This is a genomic window from Albidovulum denitrificans (genome assembly GCF_002973535.1).
Classification (GTDB): domain Bacteria; phylum Pseudomonadota; class Alphaproteobacteria; order Rhodobacterales; family Rhodobacteraceae; genus Albidovulum; species Albidovulum denitrificans.
The window spans coordinates 30,457-53,071 of record NZ_PVEP01000011.1; the positions used below are offsets into that span (position 1 = coordinate 30,457).

General features: G+C 66.4%; 21 protein-coding genes. 6 read left to right on the top strand and 15 right to left on the bottom strand.

Annotation, left to right across the window (positions count from 1 at the left end):
• Positions 1–38: 38 nt before the first annotated feature.
• Positions 39–725, top strand: coding sequence for a VPLPA-CTERM sorting domain-containing protein (locus LX70_RS17970; protein ID WP_105516176.1), 687 nt, complete (start codon positions 39–41; stop codon positions 723–725).
• Positions 726–904: 179 nt separating this feature from the next.
• Entirely contained in the window at positions 905–2,191 is a 1,287-nt protein-coding gene (locus tag LX70_RS17975) for an NAD(P)/FAD-dependent oxidoreductase (RefSeq protein WP_105516177.1), read from the top strand.
• Between the two features lie 51 nt (positions 2,192–2,242).
• Here LX70_RS17975 and LX70_RS17980 read toward each other — a convergent pair whose 3' ends face one another.
• A complete protein-coding gene (locus LX70_RS17980) occupies positions 2,243–3,121 on the bottom strand; it encodes a cation diffusion facilitator family transporter (protein WP_105516178.1) in 879 nt (292 codons plus the stop codon).
• 61 nt (positions 3,122–3,182) lie between these two features.
• A complete protein-coding gene (locus tag LX70_RS17985; RefSeq protein ID WP_342747720.1) occupies positions 3,183–3,665 on the bottom strand; it encodes an SH3 domain-containing protein in 483 nt (160 codons plus the stop codon).
• Positions 3,666–3,819: 154 nt separating this feature from the next.
• Between LX70_RS17985 and LX70_RS17990 the strand changes: the two genes are divergently transcribed.
• Both LX70_RS17990 and LX70_RS17995 read left to right on the top strand, forming a co-directional pair.
• The gene (locus tag LX70_RS17990) at positions 3,820–4,806 is read left to right on the top strand and encodes a 2-hydroxyacid dehydrogenase (RefSeq protein ID WP_105516180.1); all 987 of its coding nucleotides are present in this window, start codon (positions 3,820–3,822) and stop codon (positions 4,804–4,806) included.
• Between the two features lie 134 nt (positions 4,807–4,940).
• Positions 4,941–6,176, top strand: coding sequence for a hypothetical protein (locus tag LX70_RS17995; protein ID WP_105516181.1), 1,236 nt, complete (start codon positions 4,941–4,943; stop codon positions 6,174–6,176).
• On the opposite strand, the gene LX70_RS18000 is transcribed toward LX70_RS17995, so the two are convergent.
• Both LX70_RS18000 and LX70_RS18005 read right to left on the bottom strand, forming a co-directional pair.
• Positions 6,177–7,151 carry a quinone oxidoreductase family protein gene (locus tag LX70_RS18000; RefSeq protein ID WP_105516182.1) on the bottom strand — a complete coding sequence of 325 codons (975 nt, stop codon included), beginning with the start codon at positions 7,149–7,151 and terminating at the stop codon, positions 6,177–6,179. It lies immediately after the preceding gene.
• A 94-nt stretch (positions 7,152–7,245) separates the two neighbouring features.
• A complete protein-coding gene (locus LX70_RS18005) occupies positions 7,246–8,595 on the bottom strand; it encodes a C13 family peptidase (RefSeq protein ID WP_146111650.1) in 1,350 nt (449 codons plus the stop codon).
• Between the two features lie 174 nt (positions 8,596–8,769).
• Here LX70_RS18005 and LX70_RS18010 point away from each other — a divergent pair, with 174 nt between their 5' ends.
• Complete coding sequence (locus LX70_RS18010; RefSeq protein WP_105516184.1) at positions 8,770–11,271, top strand: GcvT family protein; 2,502 nt, start codon at positions 8,770–8,772, stop codon at positions 11,269–11,271.
• A 75-nt stretch (positions 11,272–11,346) separates the two neighbouring features.
• Here LX70_RS18010 and LX70_RS18015 read toward each other — a convergent pair whose 3' ends face one another.
• From LX70_RS18015 to coaBC, 11 genes are all read right to left on the bottom strand, one after another.
• Positions 11,347–11,796: an EF-hand domain-containing protein gene (locus LX70_RS18015; RefSeq protein WP_105516185.1), complete on the bottom strand. Its 450-nt coding sequence runs from the start codon at positions 11,794–11,796 to the stop codon at positions 11,347–11,349.
• A gap of 107 nt (positions 11,797–11,903) precedes the next feature.
• A complete protein-coding gene (locus LX70_RS18020; protein ID WP_425430603.1) occupies positions 11,904–12,719 on the bottom strand; it encodes a GH25 family lysozyme in 816 nt (271 codons plus the stop codon).
• Between the two features lie 108 nt (positions 12,720–12,827).
• Positions 12,828–13,166, bottom strand: coding sequence for a carboxymuconolactone decarboxylase family protein (locus tag LX70_RS18025; RefSeq protein WP_105516186.1), 339 nt, complete (start codon positions 13,164–13,166; stop codon positions 12,828–12,830).
• Positions 13,167–13,258: 92 nt separating this feature from the next.
• Positions 13,259–13,918 carry a DUF938 domain-containing protein gene (locus LX70_RS18030; RefSeq protein WP_105516187.1) on the bottom strand — a complete coding sequence of 220 codons (660 nt, stop codon included), beginning with the start codon at positions 13,916–13,918 and terminating at the stop codon, positions 13,259–13,261.
• A complete protein-coding gene (locus LX70_RS18035) occupies positions 13,915–14,985 on the bottom strand; it encodes an NAD(P)/FAD-dependent oxidoreductase (protein WP_105516188.1) in 1,071 nt (356 codons plus the stop codon). The genes LX70_RS18030 and LX70_RS18035 overlap by 4 nt, the downstream gene beginning before the upstream one ends.
• Positions 14,986–15,000: 15 nt before the next feature.
• Complete coding sequence (locus LX70_RS18040) at positions 15,001–17,028, bottom strand: M3 family metallopeptidase (RefSeq protein ID WP_105516189.1); 2,028 nt, start codon at positions 17,026–17,028, stop codon at positions 15,001–15,003.
• Positions 17,029–17,101: 73 nt separating this feature from the next.
• On the bottom strand, positions 17,102–17,902 hold the full coding sequence (locus LX70_RS18045; protein ID WP_105516190.1) for an amino acid ABC transporter permease: 801 nt from the start codon (positions 17,900–17,902) through the stop codon (positions 17,102–17,104).
• 42 nt (positions 17,903–17,944) lie between these two features.
• On the bottom strand, positions 17,945–18,718 hold the full coding sequence (locus LX70_RS18050; RefSeq protein ID WP_425430604.1) for a transporter substrate-binding domain-containing protein: 774 nt from the start codon (positions 18,716–18,718) through the stop codon (positions 17,945–17,947).
• A 75-nt stretch (positions 18,719–18,793) separates the two neighbouring features.
• Positions 18,794–19,831, bottom strand: a complete 1,038-nt coding sequence (locus LX70_RS18055) for a HesA/MoeB/ThiF family protein (RefSeq protein ID WP_105516192.1) — start codon at positions 19,829–19,831, stop codon at positions 18,794–18,796.
• Entirely contained in the window at positions 19,828–20,295 is a 468-nt protein-coding gene (gene dut, locus LX70_RS18060; RefSeq protein ID WP_105516193.1) for a dUTP diphosphatase, read from the bottom strand. Before dut ends, LX70_RS18055 begins: the two co-directional genes overlap by 4 nt.
• Before the next feature lie 43 nt (positions 20,296–20,338).
• Positions 20,339–21,553 carry a bifunctional phosphopantothenoylcysteine decarboxylase/phosphopantothenate--cysteine ligase CoaBC gene (gene coaBC, locus LX70_RS18065; RefSeq protein ID WP_105516194.1) on the bottom strand — a complete coding sequence of 405 codons (1,215 nt, stop codon included), beginning with the start codon at positions 21,551–21,553 and terminating at the stop codon, positions 20,339–20,341.
• A 190-nt stretch (positions 21,554–21,743) separates the two neighbouring features.
• Between coaBC and LX70_RS18070 the strand changes: the two genes are divergently transcribed.
• Positions 21,744–22,613: a glutathione S-transferase gene (locus LX70_RS18070; protein WP_105516195.1), complete on the top strand. Its 870-nt coding sequence runs from the start codon at positions 21,744–21,746 to the stop codon at positions 22,611–22,613.
• The last annotated feature ends 2 nt before the right edge of the window (positions 22,614–22,615 follow it).

Consider the following 22,615-nt stretch of genomic DNA (forward strand, 5'->3'; position numbering starts at 1 on the left):
CGTTTCCGACGGGTTGACCAGTGATAGGAGTATGAGAAATGAAGACCTTTAAGATCTTGGTCGCGGCCCTTGCCCTTGGGACCGTAACCGCCCTCTCCCCCGCCAGCGCCGCAACCATCAACGTCACCAAACAGGGGACGAACGCCTTCGTCGATGCGAGCGGTGGCAACGGCTGGTATCAGTCCACCAGCTACACGCTGAACGGCACCGGGCGGTCGGCCGCGGCGGGCATGTTCCGCCTGACCGGCACCTCCACCAATGGCGCGGTGCAGGATTTCCTCGCCTTCTGCCTTGAACCGCTTGAGACGCTGACCCTGCCGAAGGATCACACCGTCGGCACGACGCTGGGCAGCTCGGTTCTGGACCGTCTGGGCGCTTTGATGTCGAACGCCTTCACCCTCGTGACCGGATCGCAATCGGCGGCCGCGTTCCAGATGGCGGCGTGGGAAATCGCCAACGAATCCAACGGCAGCCTCGATCTGGCGCAGGGCGGGTTCAGGATCACCTCGGCCCGCAGCGGCACGCAGTCGCTGGCGCAAAGCTGGCTTAACCTGATCGGCTCTGGCCAGTGGACCTCCGGCGGCAATGTCACGATCCTGTCCGCCTCGGGGACACAGGACCTTCTGACCAATATCGCGCCGGTGCCGGTGCCCGCAGCGGGCGTGATGCTGCTGGGCGGGCTTGCCGGGCTGGGCGCGCTGCGCCGCCGCCGCAAGGCCGCCTAAGCGCGGGAAAACACCCCCTAGAAGGCCCCGCCCACGCGCGGGGCCTTTCGCGCTCCGGCCCGCCAAAATGGCAGAGATGCGTCAATCTGCCCTTGATCTATGTCATTCACACATTCGAAATACGCTATATGTATGCCATTGCGGACAGACGAAAGCCGCATGGCGGGAGGACCGATTCTATGGCGCATATCGTTATCCTGGGCGCGGGGCTGGGTGGCTCCATCATGGCCTATGAGCTGAGCGAGCAGATCAGGAAGGAAGACCGGATCACGGTCGTCACCAAGGAAACGAAGTATCACTTCGTCCCCTCGAACCCCTGGATCGCCGTCGGCTGGCGCAAACCCGAGGACATCACCATCGACCTTGCCGACACGATGCGGAAGAAGAAAATCGAGTTCCGCACCACGGCGGCGCAAAAGGTTCACCCGGCGGAAAACCGGCTTGAGCTGATCGACGGGACCTCTCTCGACTACGATTACCTCATCATCGCGACCGGCCCCGAACTGGCCTTTGACGAGATCGAGGGGCTGGGGCCGCATGGCGGGCATACGCAATCCATCTGCCATGTCGATCACGCGCTTCAGGCCAATGCCGCGTTCGAGGCCTTCTGCAAGAACCCCGGCCCGATCGTCGTCGGCGCGGTGCAGGGCGCGTCCTGCTTCGGCCCTGCCTATGAGTTCCTCTTCATCCTCGACACCGAGCTTCGCCGCCGCAAGATCCGCGACAAGGTGCCGATGACCTTCGTGACCTCCGAACCCTATATCGGCCATCTTGGCCTTGACGGGGTGGGCGACACCAAGGGGCTTCTCGAATCCGAGATGCGCAACCACCACATCAAATGGATGACCTCGACCCGCGTGAAGAAGGTCGAGCAGGGCAAGATGACCGTCGAGGAGATCAACGAAGACGGCTCGGTGAAGGCGGAAAAGGACCTGCCCTTCGGCTTTTCGATGATGCTGCCGCCCTTCCGTGGCGTCGAGGCGGTGATGGGGATCGAGGGGCTGGTGAACCCGCGCGGCTTCACCATCGTGGACGAACATCAGCGTAACCCGAAATTCCCCAACATCTTCTCCATCGGGGTCTGCGTCGCAATCCCGCCGATGGGGCCGACGCCGGTGCCCTGCGGCGTTCCGAAGACCGGCTTCATGATCGAAAGCATGGTGACGGCGACGGCCCATAACCTAGGCCAGGTGCTGCGCGGGCAAGAGCCGGACAATGTCGGCACCTGGAACGCGGTCTGTCTCGCCGATTTCGGCGACAGCGGCGTGGCCTTCGTGGCCCAGCCGCAGATCCCGCCGCGCAACGTCAACTGGGCGTCCTCGGGCAAGTGGGTCCACCTCGCCAAGATCGCGTTCGAGAAATACTTCATCCGCAAGGTCAAGAAGGGGACGAGCGAGCCCTATTACGAAAAGGCGATGATGAAGATGATCGGCATCGACAAGCTGAAGGAAATCCAGAAGGGCTGAGGCAAGGCAGGCGCACGGCCATGGGGGCCGGTCCGAAAGGGTCGGCCTTTCCTACGCCTCCCCCGCCACGTCCTTGTGAACGATCACGTCGCATTGCGGATAGGTGTCGATGATCTTGCGGCGCAGGCCCGCGCCGATGCCATGCGCGGCGCGCAGGCTTTGGTCGCCGTCCAGCTCGATATGGATGTTCACGAAGACGATGCTGCCTGCGGTGCGGGTCTTCAGGTCGTGATAGCCCCGCACGCCGGGCCAGTCGGCGGCGATACGGCCGATCCCCTCGATCAGCGCGGGATCGGCGCGCCGGTCCATCAGCGCGTCCCACGCCCCCTTGCCGATCCTCAGCGAGCCGACCACCAGAATGGCCGCCGTCGCCAGCGCCACCACATTGTCCACCGCGCCAAACCCGAACTGGCGCGACATCCACAAGGCGGCAATGGCACCGATATTCGGTATCAGGTCGGACATGTAATGCAGCGAATCCGCCGCCACCACGCGATTGCCGGTCCGTGTGGCCACCCGGCGCTGCCAGAGGACAAGCGCCAGCGTGAGCAGGATGGACAGCGCCATGACCGCCATCCCCGGCCCCTGCGCAGCAAGCTCGGTCGGCGCGTCGGACATCAGGCGACGGACCGCCGACCAGGCGATCACACCGCCGGAGACGAGGATAAAGACCGATTGCGCCAGCGCCGCCAGATCCTCGACAGAGGTATGGCCGAAGGCGTGATCCTCATCCGCCGGGCGTGCGGCGTAAAGGATCGCCATCAGCCCGCCAAGCGACATCATCAGGTCCAGCGCGCTGTCGGCCAATGAGGCCGCGACCGACAGCGATGAGGTCATCCCCAGCGCCCAGAGCTTCAGCGCAACAAGGATCAGCGCCACGGTGACCGAGGCCACCCCGGCCGAAATGTTCAGCGATGTGCCGCGAGTCATCCCGCCCCCCTTCGTTGCGGCGCGCCTTACCAGCTTCGCAGGCGAAGGGGAACCGGCGGTGTCAGTCGCGCAGTTCTTCGGGATCGACACCCCAGATCGCGGATTTCTCCACCCAGCCGGTTTCGCCCCCCGCCGTCACACGGCACCAGTCGGGCTTGCAGGCGCCCAGACGGCCGATCACGCCCGCCTCGGCCTCGGCCACCTCGGATGCCTCCGGGTCGGGCTGGCTGCGCAGCGCGGTGCGCTCGGGTTCGAAAAGCACCGTGCGCACGCCGGAAATCAGCGTGTAATGGACCCAGCCGCCCTGCCCCTCATTATCCTCCACCCTCCGCCAGTTGGCGAATTCGCCGGTGACCTTCAGCGGCATGTCGCGGTGGCGGAAGACCCAGTCGATGCGGTGTGACAGGCTGGGTCCGCGGCGCACATTCGCCTCATCCGTCTTCAGCGAAACGTAGCGCGGCAGCGGCAGGTTGGTGACCGGCCCCTTCCCCGCCTCTTCCGCCAGCACCGCGCCGGGCGCATGCAGACAAAGGCCGATAAGCAAGGCACGCGCCGCAAGGCGCCGGAACCGGGAACTCCGCATGATGTCTGGGCCTGTATTGCCAAGGATTAGTTTACGTTTCGGGGCTTGTGACTTGCTCCGTTCGACGGCACTTTGCCAGTAAGGATGCGCAGATGGAAGAGAGGAGGCAGCGGTCATGGGTTCGAAGCGGCTGAGTGTTGTGGTGACGCGACGCCTGCCCGAGGTCGTCGAGACCCGGATGAAGGAGCTGTTCGATGTCGAACTGCGCAATCCCGACACCCGCATGACGCGGGAGGAACTGGGCGCCGCCATGCAGCGGGCCGATGTCCTTGTCCCTTGCGTGACCGACCATATCGACGCGACCCTTCTGGCGCAGGCGGGGGAGCGGTTGAAGCTGATCGCGAACTATGGCGCCGGGGTCGACCATATCGACGTTCACACCGCGCGGCAGCGGGGCGTTCTGGTGTCGAACACGCCGGGCGTGGTGACCGAGGATACCGCCGACATGACCATGGCGCTGATCCTGGCCGTGACGCGGCGCATCCCGGAAGGGCTGGCGCTGATGCAGTCCGGCGACTGGCAGGGCTGGGCGCCGACCGCGATGATGGGCGGGCGCGTCGGCGGGCGGCGGCTGGGCATCCTCGGCATGGGGCGGATCGGTACCGCCGTGGCGCGCCGGGCGCGCGCCTTCGGGATGCAGATCCACTACCACAACCGCAAGCGCCTGCGGCCCGAGATCGAGCAGGAGGTTGAGGCGACCTATTGGGAAAGCCTTGACCAGATGGTCAGCCGGATGGACGTGATTTCCGTGAACTGCCCACATACGCCCTCGACCTTCCACCTGATGAACGCCCGGCGTCTGAAGTTGCTGAAACCCTCGGCCGTGGTGGTGAACACATCGCGCGGCGAGGTGATCGACGAAAACGCCCTGACCCGGATGCTGCGGGCGGGAGAGATCGCGGGCGCCGGGCTTGACGTTTTCGAGCATGGGCATGAGATCAACCCCCGCCTGCGCGAGCTGACGAATGTGGTCCTTCTGCCCCATATGGGTTCGGCCACCGTCGAGGGCCGGGTCGAGATGGGCGAGAAGGTCATCATCAACGTCAAGACCTTCGCCGACGGCCACCGCCCGCCCGATCTGGTGGTGCCGGGGATGTTGTGAGGGCGCGGCGACGATAGCGGCCTTCCCCCCCTGACCCACGGCCAGAAAGCCGCAGGAATTGTCCGCTGCGGTCACGCTTGTGCCAGATTCCGCGACAATCTTTCCGCCAGATTCGAATTGCCGGAAAGAGTTCCATGTCAAAAGCCTATCTGGGCGCCTTCGTCGCCATCGCCCTCGCCGCCGTAGGGGCCGTCGATTACATCAATCAGGCCAAGACGGCGGGCTCGAAGCCAGGGCAATTCGGTGTCGGCGACTATGTCGGCACCATTTCCGGGCGCTTCATCGCACAGCGGCAGGCCATGGCCGATGCCGCCGCGCGGCAGGACCTTCTGGCGCAGGACCCGCGCGATCTCTTGCCCGAGGCGCCCGAAGGCTGGACCCGCCACGACTGGGATGAGGCAAGCGCGGATGTGTTCGGTCGCCGCTATGACATGCGCAAGGATGACTTCCTCCCCGAAGAAATGAAGCAGGACAAGACCCTGCAGGCGTTCGCCGCGCTTGAAAAAGCGGCGGGGGACAAGAAGGACGCGGCCGAGGTCTATGTCTATGAAAAACCCGGCGCCATCATCGCGCTGCGCCTTGTGGTCAAGCGATCCGAGGGCGGCGGCGGGATCAGTGGCGGGGCGATGAAGATGGTGGCGAACAATATCGAGGCGATGTCGGGCAAGGACGGTTTCGCCGTGATCCGGGGCGTCACCTTCCGCGAGGAGCTGGGGATGTTCGGGGCCGGTGCGGAGGAGCGTGACTACCGCGTCTTTTCCGGGCGGATCGGCCAGACCGTCCTGATTTCCGCGCGGGTCAAGGCCGAGGATGCCGATGTCATCGCCCTTCTCGACCAGATCGACTATGACCGCCTGAACAAGACGCTGAAAGAGCCGGTCGCCGGAATCGGCAGCGAGGCGCCGGACCTCACGCCCGAGGAACAGCTGGCCCTGGCCCAGCAGCGGGTCGAGGCGGATAGCCACCAGCAGCGGATCGACACCGCCGAACAGCATTTGCGCCTGCAAGAGGCAGCGCTGGAGATCAACCACCGCAACGGCGTGATCGACGATCAGCACTATGAGGACATCAAGACCAAGCTCGCCAAACAGCGCACGCGGATCGAGGCGATGGCGGAGACGCCGCAGGCCGACATGCAGACAGCCGCAGCCGAGGTCCCGCAGGAAGCGCCGGCCGCCGGTCAGGGCGGCGGGCTTTTCGGCCAGATCCTTGGCAGCATCGGCTTTGGCGGCAGCACGGGATCGGCCGACACCCCCATCGAGCCCGCCCCCACCCCTGTTGAGGCGAAGGCGAAGATCAAGGTCAACGCCCTTGGCTCCGGCGCCTGCGAAAGCACCGGCCTGGGCAAGCGCTGCAAGATCGGCGAGTGATCAAAGCGTCAGGATCGTCGATCCGGTCGTCCCCCGCGCCTCAAGCGCGCGGTGGGCTTCGGCGATCCGATCCAGCGGGAAGCGCTGGCCGATCTCGATCTTCACCGCGCCGGACGTGACCTTGGCGAAAAGCCGCGCCGCCATCTCCTGACAGGTGGCGTGATCCGCGATATGGGTGAACAGCGTCGGCCGGGTGATCTTCAACGATCCGCGTGACGATAGCGCCAGAAGGTCCACCGGCGGCACGGGACCCGAGGCATTGCCGAAGCTGATCATCATCCCCAGCGGGCGAAGACTGTTCAGCGAGCCTTCGAACGTGTCCTTGCCGACCGCGTCCATGACCACATCGACGCCGCGCCCTTCGGTGATCTCGCGCACGCGGGCGGCAAAATCGCCGTTGCGGTAGTTGATCGCATGGGCCGCGCCGTGTTCCAGCGCCATCTGGCACTTCTCATCCGTTCCGGCGGTGGCGATCAGGTTGATCCCCTCGGAGCGCGCCCATTGGCAGGCGATCAGGCCGACGCCCCCGGCGGCGGCGTGAAACAGCACCCAGTCGCCGCGTTTGATCGGCGTCGTGCGGGTAAAAAGGTAATCGACCGTCAGCCCCTTCAGCATCATCGCGGCCCCTTCGTCGAAGGAAATGCCGTCCGGCAGCGGACAGACCTGCGCGGCGGGCATGGCGCGCGCCTCGGCATAGGCGCCCGGCGGGGCGGCGGCATAGGCGGCGCGGTCACCGGGTTTCAGATGGGTGACGCCATCGCCCACCGCCTCGACCACGCCCGCGGCCTCCATCCCAAGCGCGGCGGGAAGCTGCATCTTGTAAAGCCCGGTGCGCTGGTAGACGTCGATGAAGTTCAGCCCGACGGCCTTTTGGGTGATGCGGATTTCTCCCGGTCCCGGATCGCCCACCGGGCGGTCGACCAGTTTCAGAACCTCCGGTCCGCCGTGATCCTCGATGATGACGGTGCGTGCCATGATCCACTCTCCCTGTTCGCGAAGCTGCCCCGAAGATGTAGGCGCGGGGCGCGGCGGGGTCGAGTCCCCCGGAACGGCCGGGCGTTCAGACCCCTCAGCTTTGGTCGGGGTGGAACCCGTCAAGGAACGCGCCCATCTTCGTGCCGATCGCGATCTGCGGGTTGGATGGGGGCAGCCCTTCGTCCTTCTCGCGCCGTTCGATCGCTTCGCTGGCCCGGTCGAAGGCCAGACGAAAATCGCCGGTGTCGCGCAGCGCCTTGTCGAAATAGGCGCGGCCGAATTCGGTCCAGAGGTTTTCAGAGGCGCAGCCAAAGGAGGTCCGGTCGGCGGCGGCGGCGGTGATGACCATCCGGTCCGGCGCCGCGAGGTTGTCCACGAAGGAGCCGGAGTAACAGGCCTGCACGACGATGATCAGGTTCGTCAGCCCGCTTTCGTCGATCATCGCCGAAAGCTCCTCGGACGCCAGATTGTTCAGACCGGCGTCGTAGAAGCCCAGCGAAAAGCTCTCTGGCCCGCCATGCGAGGTTAGGTAAAGCAGCGTCGCGTCCCGGTCGGGGTCGGCCAGCCCTGCCACCGCGTTCAGCGCCTCTTGCAGGTTCCGGCGGCCAAGCATCGGGTTTTCGAACGGCTGCGCATCGCTGTTGGCAAGGATCAGCGTCCGCCCCTCCGCGCCGCCCTGCATCGGTTTGAGGATGTCACGGATCTGGGTCGCCTCACGCAGGAACACGCCTTGATAAGAGGTGCCGGCGCCGAGGATCGCGTAAAGGTCGGCGCGGTCGGGGTCATTCGCGTCCAGCGCGCGGACCGCGCCGGCCATCAGGCCGGGCTGGGCATAGTAAAGGCGTTCCACATCGACGCGGGTATAGGCGGCTTCGGTGCTTTCGGGCATTTGCGGATAGAAAAGGACGGCACGCGGCATGAACAGCGCGGCCAGGACCGAGACGATGCCATAGCCACCGACCGCAAGACCCGCCCGGACACCACCGCGCAGCCCCGGCCCCTTCAGAACCCGGAAGAGACCGATGAAGACGATCACATAAAGCGCCCAGGAAAAGACGGTGGCAATGCCATCCTCGATACCGAGGCCCGTCATCCGCATGAGGGCGCCGGTGACGATCAGAAACAGCGTGTTCCCCACCAGGGTCGCGAAAAGCGCGGGCCAGAACCGCTCGCCCCGGCCCATGATCCAGACGGCAAGGACCAGCGCCAGGAACAGCACCGCCTGACCGGCCAGAACCGAGGTGACGCCCCAGGGTTCGAACGAACCGACAGGCCAGACCACCACCAGCCCCCAGAGCAAGGTCGCCAGAAGGTTGACCGCGAAACAAAGCGCAAGCTGCGCGCCCGTGACCTCAAGCGCCGCCGCGTCGAAGCGCAGGGGCAGAAAGGCGCGGGCGGCCCCTGCCGCATTGCGGGCGAAGCCCTGAAAAAGACCAGTCGTCAAAAGAAACACCTGCACGTCACAACGTTCGGTTGATCCTCTCCTTCAACTACGGCGAGAATTGGGCCTGTGACCCCCAGCCATGTCGTTTTTACACCGCGACAGGTCGGGCTGACCTTTCCGCATTTCTTCCGCTCTGTCAGATAGACTACAGCCATGAATGCGAGGAGTCGGCCGATGAAGACCCATGTCAAAGCCCTAGTCGTCGGCGGCGGCGCCGTCGGAACCGGGATCGCCTATCATCTGGCCAAGGCCGGGTGGGACACGATGCTGATCGAGCGGGATGAGCTGACGTCAGGCTCCACCTGGCACGCGGCGGGTCTGCTGCCCCTCTTCAACATGTCCTACGCGACGACGCATATCCACAAATACTCCGTCGATTTCTACAAGACGCTTGAGGCCGAGACGGGCCTGAACGCGGGCTTTTCCATCTGCGGCAACCTGCGCATGGCGCAGACCGATGCGCGGATGGACGAATACATGCTTTATTCCTCGGTCGCGGAAACGGCGGGGGTCTATCACGAATTCCTGACCCCGAAAGAGATGAAGGAGCGTTGGCCGCTTCTGCGCACGGACGACCTGAAAGGCGCGCTCTTCCACCCGCAGGACGGTTATATCAACCCCGCCGACGTGACCCAGGCGATGGCCAAGGGCGCGCGCCAGCACGGCTGCACGATTGAGCGGAAGTGGCAGGTCGACAGCTACAAGTGGACCGGGTCGGAGTGGATCGTCACCCTGACCAAGATGGTCGAGAAGGGCGGCAACCTCGTTCCGTCCGAGGAACAGACCGAGGTTCATGCCGAACACGTCGTCACCGCGACGGGCAACCACGCCCAGCGCACCGCGCGGCTTCTGGGCATCAAGATCCCGGCGATCCCGGTCGAACACCAGTATATCGTGACCGAACCGGACCCGGCGCTTCAGGCATGGCGCGCGGCGGGCAACCCGGAACACCCGGTTCTGCGCGATGCCGACGCCAAGTGGTATGTCCGCGAGGAACGCGGCGGCTGGATCCTCGGCCCCTACGAACGGAACGCTCCGGCCCGCTTCCTTTACGACGTGCCGGAAAGCTTCCGCGCCGACCTCTTCCCGCTTGATCTTGAGCGGATCGAGGAAGAATACATGTCGATGATCCACCGTCTGCCGTCGTCGGAGACCGTGGGCCTCAAGGACGATTTCAACGGCCCGATCTGCTACACGCCCGATGGCAACCCGCTGGTTGGCCCGGCGCCAGGCCTGCGCAACATGTGGCTGGCCGAGGGGTTCAGCTTCGGCATCACGGCGGCGGGTGGCACCGGCTATTACCTTGCCCAGATGATGGTGAATGGTGAGGCCGAGATCGACATGGCCTCGCTTGATCCCAAGCGCTACGGCTCTTGGATGACGACCGAATATGCGGCGCGCAAGAACGAGGAATGCTATGAGCATGTCTTCATCCTGCACCACCCGGACGAAGAGCGTGAAGCGGCCCGCCCGCTGCGCACCGCCCCCGCCTATGACCGCCAGAAGGCGGCGGGCGCGCAGATGGGTCAGGTCAACGGCTGGGAACGGCCGAACTACTACGGGCCGAAGGATGCGCCCGCCTCGTTCGATCATGACTCGCGCAGCTTCCGCCGTGGCGGCTGGTGGCAATATGCGGTGGATGAGGCGAAGGCGGTGCGTGAGACCGCCGGTCTCATCGACGCCTCGGCCTTTACCAAGCATATCGTCCGTGGCCCCGGCGCGACGGCGTTCCTTGACTGGTTCACCTGCAACGCGCTGCCGAAGGTCGGCCGGATCAACCTGACCTACGCGCTGACCGATGCGGGGACCACGCGGACCGAATACACCATCGTGCGGAATGGCGAGAACGACTATTACCTCGTCTCCGCTGGCGCCTGGACGGCCTATGACGCGGATTACCTGAAGAAGTCGGCCGAGGACTTCATGGCCCAGGGCGGCGGCTATATCGACATCCACGATGTGACGACCCAATGGGGCGTCTTCGCCATCGCAGGTCCGAAATCGCGCGATATCCTGAAAGAGATCATCAAGGATGCCGAGCCGGAAACGGCGCTGACGAACAAGCGTTTCCCGTGGCTGTCGGCGCGCAAGATCGAACTTGGCATGTGCCCGGTCAACGCGATCCGCGTGGCCTATACGGGCGAGCTTGGCTGGGAACTGCATCACCCGGTCGAGATGGGGCGTTACCTCTGGGACCTGCTGGTCGAGGCCGGTGAAAAGCACGGCATGAAGCTCGTGGGTGCGCGGGCGCAGAACTGGCTGCGGCAGGAAAAAAGCTACCGCGCCTTCGGGACCGAGCTTGGCCGCGACGCGACGCCGGCCGAGGCGGGGCTGGACCGCTTCATCGACCGGACCAAGGACTTCCGTGGCAAGGAGGCGATGGAAAAGACCGGCATCCGCGCGATGTGCGTCACGCTTCTGATCGACGGGCCGTCGGATACCGATCCCTGGGGCAAGGAGGCGCTGCTGCTGAACGGCGAAAAGATCGGGCGCCTGACCTCGGGCGGCTATTCGGTCGCCTTCGGCAAGCAGATCGGCATGGGCTATGTCCGCCCCGATCTGGCCGCCGTCGGCACCAAGCTGAAGGTCAGGATGCTGCGGCAGGAATGGGATGCCGAGGTGGTCGAGGACAGCCCCTTCGACCCGTCGAACGAACGCATCCGCGTGAACGGCTGAACGACATCACCGAAACGACAGGGGGCCGCATCGCGCGGCCCCTTTTTCGTCTGCGCCCCTCTCTGCGCCGCCCCGTCAGCGGCGCCCGAAATCCTCTGCTGTCAGGACGCCGTCACCGTTGCGGTCAAGCTGGGCGAAAAGCGTATCTGTCGCCTTGACGAATTCCTCCTTCGTGACCACGCCATTGCCGTCGAGATCGTTGAAGGGCGGCTCCATCGCGGCCTTGACGAAGCGGCCCGGCCCCTTGCCCATGCCTTGTCCGCCGCCCTGCCCCTGATTGCCCTCTTCGGCTGCCAGGTGGTCAGCGATCATCGCCCATTCCCCGGGCTGCAGATTTCCGTCCTCGCTTTGATCGAACATGAAGAAGACATCGCCACGTTTCTCGCGTGCTTCCTCCGGCGTGACGTGGCCGTCCCCGTTCAGGTCCCATTGTTCGATGAAATGGACGCCGGGAATGCCCTGCTGGGCGAAAGCCGGACCGCCGATCAGAAACAGCGCGGCGAGAACGGGGGGGATGCGGGTCATGGCGATGGTCCTTCCTGCGATGGGTGATGGGTGTCCAACGCAGAACCCGGCCGATTCCGTCGCCCGCCGCCGGGGATTTTTCCGGCAACCGCCCGTCCGTCCCCGGATCAAAGCCGCCGCGACGCCAGCCAGGCCTGCCAGTCCGCCGCCGAGCCGCCGAAGGCATTGGCATCGACCTTGCCCGCAATACCGGGGATGGCGGCGGTGCCGCTATACTGCCAGAAGGTCCAGTCATGGCCCGGATAGCGATCCTCGGGGTGCGCGGTGACCGAACGCAGCCAGAACTCCGCCCCCCGGACGCGCCACAGTTCGTTATCGCGGAAGAAATCGACCGTGGTGTAGATGATCGGCCGGGTGCCGTAATGGCCCGCGAACAGCGACACCATCTGCCGCGCATCGGCCCGCACATCGCCTGCCGGACGGCGGGCGGAACAGGTCGGGGAAAACGGCGTCCATTCCATGTCGATCACCGGGGGCAGCATGCCGCTTTCCTTCGGGACATGGCGGAAGAACCAGCGCGCCTGCTCGGACGCGGCGCGGCAGTGGTAGAAGAAATGATAGGCCCCGCGCGGCACCCCTGCCCGGCGGGCGGCGCGCCAGTGGTCGCGAAACATCGGGTCGACCATGTCGCCGCCCTCGGTCGCCTTGATGAAGGCAAAGCTGACGCCATTGGCGCGGGCGGTGTCCCAGTCGATGGCGGTCTGGAACCGCGCCACGTCGATGCCGTGGACGGGGTAGCGGCGCGGGTGGGCGCGGCCCCAGTCCACGGGATCGTGATCGTCGAAGCGGACCCGCGCCGGGGCGGGGGCCGCCATCGCGACAAGGCGCGGATCGTCGCGCCGGGCGACCGTCTCCTGCCGTCCGCAGGCCGACAGGACCGCCCCGGCGGCGAGGAGTGCTATGGCATGGCGTCGGCGCATCATGGCCCCCGTTCTGGACGCGAGTCGGTTGCCCCGATGATGGCGAAGCCCCGCGCCCTGACAAGGGGCGTTTGCGTTATGCCCTGGCCGCTGCGCGATGCCCCGCCGTCGTCACCCGGCGGCAAGCTCATCCCAGCAGGCAAGTGCATGGCCCGCATACATGACTGCCGGTCCGCCGCCCATCTGGATCGCCATGGCCAGCACGTCGCCCAGTTCCTCGCGGCTGGCCCCGGCTTTCATCAGCGCCTCGACATGGAAGTTGATGCAAGGGGTACAGCGCATCGCGACGGCCATGCCAAGGGCGACATATTCCTTTTCCTTGACCGACAGCGGGCCATTGTCCTTCACCGCCTTCGAGAGCGTCGAGAAGCCGCCCGTGGCCTCGGGGATGGCCTTGTAAAGCGCGCGCAACTCGGTGCGCATGTCGGTGATGTCGTCCTTGTAACCCATTGTCGGCTCCATGTTTCCTTTGCCGCCTTGTCGCATCGGCGCGGGGTGGCGGCCTTGACCCAGGTCAATTCATTCAGCTTTCCGAATGTATCTCAGCCCACCACCCGGAACAGGAAGGCGAGGTTGTTGGCGGGCATCTCGGCGACCTTTCGCAGATGCAGCCCCGCCGCCCCGGCGCGGTCGCGGACCCAGCCATCGTCCTTGTAGCCGATGGCGGGGTCCTGCGCCTTCAGCCTTGCGTCAAAGCCCGCGTCGCCGTCGCTGGTCAGCAGGCCGTCGCGGCGAAACGGGCCGTAAAGCAGGAAACTTCCGCCGGGGGCGAGGGCCGTGGCGACGCCGGTCAGGATGTTCTCGGCCTCAGCCTCCGAAATGAGGTGCAGAAGGTTGACCAGCACGATCAGGTCGACGCCGCGCAACTCCTCCGGCCAGGGCAGCGCCGTCGCGTCAAGCGGGCGCGGCGGGTGGAGGTTGGGGCAGCGGGAGGCCGCGCGCCAGGCCTCGATACTGGCGAAACGGGCGGGGTCGGCCTCGGTCGGGGTCCAGTCGATCCCCGGAAGTGCGGCGGCGAAACCGGCGATGTGCTGGCCGGTGCCGCTCGCGATCTCAAGCGCCGTGCCGGTCTCGGGCGCGTGGCGGCGCAAAAGGTCAAGGATCGGCCCGGCATTGCGTTCGGCCGACGGCGCGCTGACGCGCCCGTCGCCGTGACGCGCCGCCCCGCTGTCGGGCAGGAACAGGCGGCGCGGCCCGGTCATGCGAAGCGTCCGGGTGAGACGGATTTGACGAAACCGGCGTCATAGCCCGTCGCGCGCCCCGCGATCAGGTCGGCGAGGAAGGATGAGGCGCCCGGCGCCGACTGAAACCCGTAGCCGCCCTGCCCCGCGCACCAGAAAAGATCCGGCACCGATGCGTCCGGCCCGAAGACCGGCGCGCGGTCGGGCGAAAAGGTCCTGAGCCCCGCCCAGGAGGCGACAAGGCGGGTGACAGGCACCGTCACCATCGCCTCATACCGCGCCAGCCCTTCGGCCAGCACCATGTCATCGGCCCAGGCGTCATGCGGGTCCATCCCGTGTTCCTCGGCGGGGGAGACGATCAGCGCCCCGGCATCGGGCTTGGCGTACCAGCCCTCACCGGAACCGAACATCATCGGCCAGCCCGTGATGTCATGGCCATCCGGCGCCGGGATGCGCGCCATCGACCGGCGCAAGGGCGTGAAGCCCAAAGGTGCCGCCCCGGCCATCGCCGCCACCTGATCGACCCAGGCCCCGGCGGCGTTGATCAGGACCTTGGCCTGCCGGTCCCCTTTCGCCGTCTCGACGACCCAGCCCAGCGCATCGCGGCGGATCGCCGTCACCTGCGCGCCGGTTTCGATCGTGGCGCCCTGATCGCGGGCGGCGCGGGCGTAGCCCTGCACCAGCCGGTCGGTGTCGATGTCCCAGGCGCGTTCGGAATAGGCCGCTGCGTGAAGGGCATCGGGCGAGAGGATCGGCACCAGCCGCCGCGCCTCATCCACCGTGATCGGATCGAGGCCAAGCGCGGTGGTTTCACCGTCGAAAGACGCCATGTCCTCGGCGCCCGCGACCAGCATCAGCCCGCGCGGCGACAGAACGCCCGCCCCGCGCAACTCTCCATCGCTGGCCTCGGAGAGCGCGACGATGGCGGGGGGGCCGTATTTCGGCTCATACAGCGCGGCGGAGCGGCCGGAGGCGTGATAGGCCAGATGGCTTTCGCCCTCGACAAGGTGAACCGAGCCAAGCGGGGCAAGCTTCGCCGCCAGCGATACGCCTGCGATCCCGCCGCCGATGATAAGGAAATCGCTCATGCCGTCACACTCCCCTCATCCCGCATCGACAAGGCCCCGGCCCCGCAACAACGGCTCAACCCCCGGCATCCGGCCCCGGAAGGCGCGGTAAAGCGTATCGGCCTCACGCGAGCCACCGGCGGACAGGATCGCCTCCTCAAGCCGTTTCGCGGTCGCGGGGTCAAAGGCATCGCCCGCCTCGCGGAAGGCGTCGAAGGCGTCGGCATCCATCACCTCGGACCACATGTAGCTGTAATAGCCCGACGAATAGCCGTCGCCGGAAAAGACATGGGCGAAATGCGGCGTCGCGTGGCGCATGGGGATGGCGGCGGGCATGCCGATCTTCTCCAGCACCCCGGCCTGAACCGCCATCGGGTCGGCGGGCGCCGCGCCTTCGTGGAAGGCCAGATCGACAAGGGCGGAGGCGATGTATTCGACCGTCGCGAAGCCCTGATCGTAGGTGGCCGCCGCGATCAGCCGGTCGCGCAGGTCGGCGGGCATCGGCGCGCCGGTTGCCGCGTGGCGGGCGTGGCGGTCCAGCACCTGAGGCACCTCAAGCCAGTGTTCGTAAAGCTGGCTTGGCAGTTCGACGAAATCGCGCGCGACGGAGGTTCCGGCGATGAAGCCATAGGTCACGTCCGACAGCATCGCATGAAGGGCATGGCCAAATTCGTGGAAGAGCGTCCGCGCATCGTCCCAGGACAAAAGCGCCGGTTCCCCCGCCGCGGGCTTGGCGAAGTTGCAGACGTTCACGACCACGGGCCGCCGGTCGCCGCCGAGCTTGCGCTGGCCCCGGAAGGACGAACACCACGCGCCCGACCGCTTTGACCCGCGCGCGAAATAGTCGCCGATGAAGACGGCCATGTGCCGCCCGTCGCGGGTGACCTCCCAGGCGCGGGCGTCGGGGTGGTAAAGGGTCAGGTCGAGCGGCTTGAAGTCAAGGCCGAACAGACGGTGCGCGGTGTCGAAGGCCGCCTGAATCATCGCGTCGAGGCCGAAATAGGGCTTCAGTTCCGCCTCATCGAGATCATGTTCGGCCAGACGGCGCTTTTCGGAATAGTAGCGCCAGTCCCACGGCTCCAGAGGGCCGTTGACACCGTCGCCCTGCATCATGCCGGTCAGGACGGCGCCATCGGCCTCGGCCTTGGCGCGGGCCGGTTCCCAGACCCGCATCAGAAGATCGCGCACCGCGCCCGGCGTCTTCGCCATCTCGGTTTCCAGCTTGTAGGCGGCGAAACTGTCATAGCCGAGAAGCTTTGCGCGTTCCTCCCGCAGCTTCAGGATCTCTGCCGCCAGCGCGCGGTTGTCGGTCTCGCCGCCATTCGCGCCACGCGCGACCCAGGCGCGCCAGGCGGTTTCGCGCAGGTCGCGGCGGGAGGAGAATTGCAGGAACGGCACGATGAGGGACCGGCTGAGCGTCAGGACATGCCCCTCCCGCCCGCGCTCTGCCGCAGCGGAACGGGCAGCGGTGACGACGAAACCGGGCAGGCCTTCAAGGTCGGCCTTCTCAAGCGGCAGGAACCAGTCGCGTTCATCGGCCAGAAGGTTCTGGCTGAACTGCGTGGACAGAACCGCCAGCAGTTCCTTGACCTCTGCCATCCGCTTGCGCCCGGCCTCGTCCAGTGCCGCACCGGCGCGGACGAACATGCGGCGGTAAAGCTCAAGCACCCGGCGCTGTTCGTCGGTCAGGGTCAGCGTATCCTGCCCCTGCCAGAGCGTGTCGATGCGCGCGAAAAGATCGGCGTTCATCGTCACCTCGGACGAAAACGCCGCCATCTTCGGCGCAAGCTCGCGCTGCAACGCCTCGCGCGCGGGGGTCGAGTCTGCACCGGCGAGGTTGTAGAAAACCCCCGAAACCCGGTCCAGCACCTCTTCGGCCAGTTCCAGCGCCTCGATCGTATTGGCGAAGGTCGGCGCCTCGGCCGATCCCGCGATCTTTGCGATATTGCGCCGCGCCTCGGCCAGCCCGGCCTCGAAGGCGGGGCCGAAATCCTCATCCCGGATGGCGGGAAAGGGTGGCAGTTGGAACGGCCCGGTCCAGGGCTCAAGCAGCGGGTTGGTCATGCGCGAACTCCTTTTCCGGCACTCTAGGCAGAGCGTCGGGGAACCGCCAGCACCGCCATGCAACTTCGGCGCCTCAGCGTTCCTCCAGCCGCGCGCGCAGCCGCATCTCGATCCGGCGCAGGATCAGCGACAGGGTGACGGTCATCGTCAGGTAGATCAGCGCGACAAGGTTGTAGGTCTCGAAATAGCGAAAGTTCCCCGCCGCCGTGACCTTGCCCAGTTGCGTCACATCCGCGACGCCGAGGACAGAGACGAGCGAGCTGTCCTTGACCATCGCGACGAAGTCGTTGCCCAAGGGCGGCAGGATCATGCGGAAGGCCTGCGGAAAGACGATGAAGCGAAAGCGGTGCCAGCCCGACAGGCCCAGCGCCTTCGCCGCCTCGATCTGCCCCTCCTCGACCGACTGGATACCGGCGCGGAAGACCTCGGCGATAAAGGCGGAATAGGCGATGGTCAGCGCGGCGATGGCGCGCCAGAGGAGCGAGATGTCGCGGGTGCGCAGCGGATCAAGGCCCAGCGGCCCGGTCAGCCAGTTCCAGAAGGCGACCATCGCCGGAGCCGCCGCGAAGGCGATGTAAAGCAGCAGCACGATGATCGGGATGCCGCGCACCACCTCGATATAAAGCCGCGCCGCCTGCCGCAGCACGATGAAGCGCGACAGCGTCGCCACCGCAAGGCCCAGCCCCAGAAGCGCCGCCATCGCGAAGGACACGAGCGTGACGAAGACCGTCATCCAGACGCCCTTCGACAGCGTCGAAAGAACCTGCGCATAGGTTCCGTTCGACAGCGCGAGGTAGAAAAGATACCCCCCCGTGGCGGCCAGCACCACGAGCCAGTAGGGAAAGTCCTTGTCCTTGCGTGCGGGGGGGATCATCGGAAAAGCGGCCCCGATCCGGCGACCGGGGCCGGTGCGGCCTTACTGGCCCATCTTGTAATCAAGGAACCACGTCTTGTTCAGCGCCTCCATCGTCCCGTCCGCCTTCATCGCGGCAATCGCCGCATTGACCGGCGCGACGAGGTCGGAGCCTTTGGGGAAGATAAAGCCGAAATCCTCGGACCCCAGCGGCCCGCCGATGATCTTCAGCCCGCCGTCCGAGGCATCGACATAGCCCTGCCCCGCGGTGCCATCGGTCAGCACAAGGTCCACGTCGCCCGCCTTCAACGCCGCCACCGTGGCGCCGAAGGTCTCCATCAGCTTGATGCGGGGATTGGCCTCATCCCCGTCCAGAACCTCATAGACACCGACATAGAAGGGCGTCGTGCCGGGTTGCGCGGCCATCAGAAGATCGGGATTGGCGGCAAAGCTCGGGCCATCGGTGAAACGGCTTTCGTCGCCCCGCACCAGCATCACCATTTCCGACCGCATATAGGGATCGGAGAAATCGACCTTCTCCTTCCGGTCGTCGCGGATGGTGATGCCGGTCATACCGATGTCATACTGCCCTTCCGAAACGGCGGGGATCATCGCGTCCCAGCTTGAATTCTCATAAGTCACCTTCATGTTCAGCCGCTTCGCGATTTCATCCATCGCGTCATATTCCCAGCCGACCGCCTTGCCCCCGGCATCAAGGAATTGCAGCGGCGGATAGGCGTTTTCCGTCACCACGGTCACCTCGCGCCCGCCAAGATCGGGAACCTCGGCAATCGCGGCGCTGGCAAGAACACTCGCGGCGAAGGCGAGAACGGGCATGAATTTCATCGGAAAGGCTCCTGTCACAAGCATCGGGCGAAGCCTAGTCGCGCGCCACGGGCCTGTCCAGCGGGGTCAGCCCTGCCCGCAGACCTTGCAGGCCGGATCGCGCTTCACGGTGAACTGCCGCGCATCGGCGTAAAGCGCGTCATAGATCATCAACCGCCCCTTCAGTGTCTCGCCCGCGCCGGTCACGGCCTTGATCGCCTCGACCGCCATCATGGAACCCACGACACCGGGCAAGGCGCCCATCACGCCCGCCTCGGCACAGCTTGGCGCGAGGCCCGGCGCGGGACGTTCGGGAAAGACACAGGCATAGCAGGGGCCGTCATGGGCCGGATCATACAGGCCGATCTGCCCTTCCCATTGCGTGATCGCGGCCGAAATCAAAGGTTTACGGGCGGCAACGGCGGCTTCGTTGACCAGATAGCGGGTGTCGAAATTATCGGTCCCGTCCAGGATCAGGTCATAGTCTGCGAAAAGCGCTGTCGCATCCTTCGCCGTCAGGCGCCGGTTATAGGCGCGCACCTCGACATAGGGGTTCAGCGCCTTCATCGCGGTCTGGGCGGAAAAGACCTTGGGCATGCCGATCCGGGCATCGCTATGGATCACCTGCCGTTGCAGGTTGGAATTCGACACGACGTCATCGTCGACGATGCCGATGGTCCCGATCCCCGCCGCCGTCAGGTAAAGCAGCGCGGGGGAGCCAAGGCCCCCGGCGCCGACGACCAGCACCTTCGCCTCCTTCATCCGGCGCTGGCCCATGCCGCCGATTTCGCGCAGCACGATATGGCGGGCATAGCGGTCCAGTTCACCGGGCGAAAACCCCTCGCCCCGCGGCGCGGTCCCGGCCGCCGTCAGGGCAGCCTCCTTATGGGCAAGACGCAACAGCACCCGGTAGCCCAGCACCGCCGCCAGCACGATGCCCATCGCCATCCAGGCCTGAAACGTGCCGCCAAGGGCGCGCGGCAAGGGATGGGCCTCGGGCAACAGCCCATGAACCAGCACCGTGGCCAGCCAGATCGTGGCGAGGCCGCCAAGGATGATCCGCCCCGGCACCCGGATGAAGACGCAAAAGGCGACCAGCGTCGCCGTAACCACCAGAACCGTCATCCGCGCCCCGTCGATCCGAAACCGCCGGCGCCCCGCGCGGTGTCACTCAGCCGCACAACCTCTTCGAACCCCGCCTGCACCACGGGCGCCACGATCATCTGCGCGATGCGCTCACCATGGCCGATCACGAAGGGTTCCGCCCCAAGGTTGATGAGCAACACCCCCAGCGGCCCGCGATAGTCGCTGTCGATCGTGCCGGGCGTGTTGGGCAGCGAGATCCCGTGTTTCAGCGCCAGGCCCGAGCGTGGCCGGATCTGCACCTCGAACCCCGCCGGTATCTCCACCCGAAGGCCGGTCGGCACGATCCGCCGCTCCATCGGCGCAAGGACAAGGCCGCCCGCCCGCGCCTCCTCGGGCAGGTTGGCGCGAATATCCGCCCCCGCCGCGCCCGGCGTCTCGTAAGACGGCAGCGCGATGGCCGGATCGGCCCAGTCCTCGCGCAGGACCCGGATCGTGGGGTGCATGCCTTGCCCTTTCATCTTGCCCGAAATACCTCCGCCGGAGGCATCAGACCTCGACCACCCGGCCCAGCGCCGCCGCGATGCGCGCGGCAAGCCGCCGGGCGACCTCATCCTTCGACAGGCGCGGCCAGTCCTCGGCGCCTGTCGCGTCGATCACCGTCACCGCGTTTTCCGCGCCGCCCATGATGCCGGTGGCGGGGCGCACGTCATTGGCCACGATCCAGTCGCAGCCCTTGCGCTTGCGCTTCGCCGTGGCGTGGGCGACCACATCGTCCGTCTCCGCCGCAAAGCCCACGACCAGCGCCGGGCGGCCCGCCTTCATCTGCGACACGGTTGCGAGGATGTCGGGGTTTTCGGCAAATTCCAGCGCCGGGGCCTTGCCGGAGCCGTCCTTCTTCATCTTCGACCCGCTCGCATTGGCGACGCGCCAGTCGGCCACGGCGGCGGCGAAGACGGCCGCCTCGGCGGGCAGCGCCGCCTTGACCGCCGCCAGCATCTCTGCCGCCGTCTCGACCGGGATCACACTCACGCCTTGGGGCGGTGGCACGCTGGCCGGGCCGGTCACGAAGCTGACCCTTGCCCCCAGATCGCGCAGCGCCGCCGCAAGCGCGGTCCCCTGCGCGCCGGACGAACGGTTGGCGATATAGCGCACCGGGTCGATGGGTTCATGCGTGGGACCGGAGGTGACGATGACATGGCGCCCCTTCAGCGGCCCGTCGCCCAGCGCCGCCCCGGCCGCCGCGACGATCTCAAGCGGTTCGGCCATCCGGCCCTCCCCCGCCTCGCCGGCCTCGGCCATCTCCCCCCTGCCCGGCCCGACGAAGGCGACACCATCCGCCGCCAGTTGCGCCCGGTTGCGGCGCGTCGCGGGATGGGACCACATGCGCGGGTTCATCGCGGGCGCCATCAGGACCGGCCTGTCGGTCGCCAGCAGCACGGCCGAGGCCAGATCGCTCGCCAGCCCGGCGGAAAGCTTCGCCATCAGATCGGCCGTCGCGGGCGCCACGACGATCAGGTCAGCCTCGCGCGCAAGACGGATATGGCCCACGTCCTGTTCGTCCTGACGGTCGAAAAGGTCGGTGAAGACATGGTCCGCCGTCAGCGCGCCGACCGACAGTGGGGTGATGAATTCCTGCGCCGCCGCCGTCATCACCGCGCGCACGGACGCCCCCCGCTCCCTGAGCCGCCGGATCAGGTCGAGCGTCTTGTAGGCCGCGATGCCGCCGCCGATGATCAACACGATACGCTTGCCGGAAAGCATGAGGTCCTCGCTTGTCTTTCCAAGGATTAGGCGTGGCGGGCCGCAAAAACAAGGGCTTGGGGGATCATTCCGAACCGTGATGAAGATCGTCACGAAGAAGAACGTGACCGGGGGGTGGTCTCGCGGCTAAGCCAAGGCGACACCGGCCCCGGATCGGGTCCGGGGTCCAACCGACGAAAGGGCGCGCGCCATGACCTATGATCTCGCCATCGGCGATCGCAGCTATTCAAGCTGGTCCCTGCGCGGCTGGCTTCTGTTCGAGAAGTTCGGGCTGCCGGTGAAGTGCCACACCGGCATCCTTTACACCGACGATTTTCAGCGCCTGCTGGCCGAATTCCAGCCCGCGCGCCTTGTTCCCGCAATGCGCACGCCCGAAGGCGAGGTGATCGGCGACACGCTGGCCATCGCCGAAACGCTGGCCGAGCGTCACCCCGACGCCGGGATCTGGCCCGACGATCCGGCCGCCCGCGCCATGGCGCGCTATATGTGCGCCGAGATGCATTCGGGCTTTACCGCGCTGCGCAGCGATTGCGCGATGAACCTGCGGCTTAGCTATGTCGATTCCCAGCCGCGGGCCGAGGTTCTGGACGATCTGGCGCGGATCGAGGCGATCTGGGCGCGGGCGCGGGACCGTTTCGGCGCCGGTGGACCCTGGCTTTTCGGGCGCTATACGGCGGCGGATGCGTTTTTCGCCCCGGTCGCCACCCGGATCGCGACCTACAACCTGCCGGTTTCGCCGGACGCGATGGCCTATGTGACCGCCCACCTCGCCGACCCGGCCTTCCGCCGCTGGCGCGCGATGGGGGCGGCGGAAAAGCTGGTCCAGCAAAGCTATGCGAAGCCCTATGCCGAACGCCCCTGGCCCGGCCTGCCCCCCTTGGCCGCAAGCCTTGCCGATGGCCCGTCGGAAAACGACGCCTGCCCCTATTCCGGCAAGCCGGTGACCGATTTCCTGTCGCTTGACGGCCGCATCTGGGGCTTTTGCAACGCCTTTTGCCGCGACAAGACCCTCGCCGACCCCGAGGCATGGCCTGCCTTCATGGCGATGACCGGACGTTAACC

Excerpts from the sequence above, each read along its gene's own strand:
- LX70_RS17970 (WP_105516176.1), top strand. The coding sequence starts at position 39 with ATGAAGACCTTTAAGATCTTGGTCGCGGCCCTTGCCCTTGGGACCGTA.
- LX70_RS17975 (WP_105516177.1), top strand. The coding sequence starts at position 905 with ATGGCGCATATCGTTATCCTGGGCGCGGGGCTGGGTGGCTCCATCATG.
- LX70_RS17980 (WP_105516178.1), bottom strand. The coding sequence starts at position 3,121 with ATGACTCGCGGCACATCGCTGAACATTTCGGCCGGGGTGGCCTCGGTC.
- LX70_RS17990 (WP_105516180.1), top strand. The coding sequence starts at position 3,820 with ATGGGTTCGAAGCGGCTGAGTGTTGTGGTGACGCGACGCCTGCCCGAG.
- LX70_RS17995 (WP_105516181.1), top strand. The coding sequence starts at position 4,941 with ATGTCAAAAGCCTATCTGGGCGCCTTCGTCGCCATCGCCCTCGCCGCC.
- LX70_RS18000 (WP_105516182.1), bottom strand. The coding sequence starts at position 7,151 with ATGGCACGCACCGTCATCATCGAGGATCACGGCGGACCGGAGGTTCTG.
- LX70_RS18010 (WP_105516184.1), top strand. The coding sequence starts at position 8,770 with ATGAAGACCCATGTCAAAGCCCTAGTCGTCGGCGGCGGCGCCGTCGGA.
- LX70_RS18015 (WP_105516185.1), bottom strand. The coding sequence starts at position 11,796 with ATGACCCGCATCCCCCCCGTTCTCGCCGCGCTGTTTCTGATCGGCGGT.
- LX70_RS18020 (WP_425430603.1), bottom strand. The coding sequence starts at position 12,719 with ATGATGCGCCGACGCCATGCCATAGCACTCCTCGCCGCCGGGGCGGTC.
- LX70_RS18025 (WP_105516186.1), bottom strand. The coding sequence starts at position 13,166 with ATGGGTTACAAGGACGACATCACCGACATGCGCACCGAGTTGCGCGCG.
- LX70_RS18030 (WP_105516187.1), bottom strand. The coding sequence starts at position 13,918 with ATGACCGGGCCGCGCCGCCTGTTCCTGCCCGACAGCGGGGCGGCGCGT.
- LX70_RS18035 (WP_105516188.1), bottom strand. The coding sequence starts at position 14,985 with ATGAGCGATTTCCTTATCATCGGCGGCGGGATCGCAGGCGTATCGCTG.
- LX70_RS18040 (WP_105516189.1), bottom strand. The coding sequence starts at position 17,028 with ATGACCAACCCGCTGCTTGAGCCCTGGACCGGGCCGTTCCAACTGCCA.
- LX70_RS18045 (WP_105516190.1), bottom strand. The coding sequence starts at position 17,902 with ATGATCCCCCCCGCACGCAAGGACAAGGACTTTCCCTACTGGCTCGTG.
- LX70_RS18050 (WP_425430604.1), bottom strand. The coding sequence starts at position 18,718 with ATGCCCGTTCTCGCCTTCGCCGCGAGTGTTCTTGCCAGCGCCGCGATT.
- LX70_RS18055 (WP_105516192.1), bottom strand. The coding sequence starts at position 19,831 with ATGACGGTTCTGGTGGTTACGGCGACGCTGGTCGCCTTTTGCGTCTTC.
- dut (WP_105516193.1), bottom strand. The coding sequence starts at position 20,295 with ATGCACCCCACGATCCGGGTCCTGCGCGAGGACTGGGCCGATCCGGCC.
- coaBC (WP_105516194.1), bottom strand. The coding sequence starts at position 21,553 with ATGCTTTCCGGCAAGCGTATCGTGTTGATCATCGGCGGCGGCATCGCG.
- LX70_RS18070 (WP_105516195.1), top strand. The coding sequence starts at position 21,744 with ATGACCTATGATCTCGCCATCGGCGATCGCAGCTATTCAAGCTGGTCC.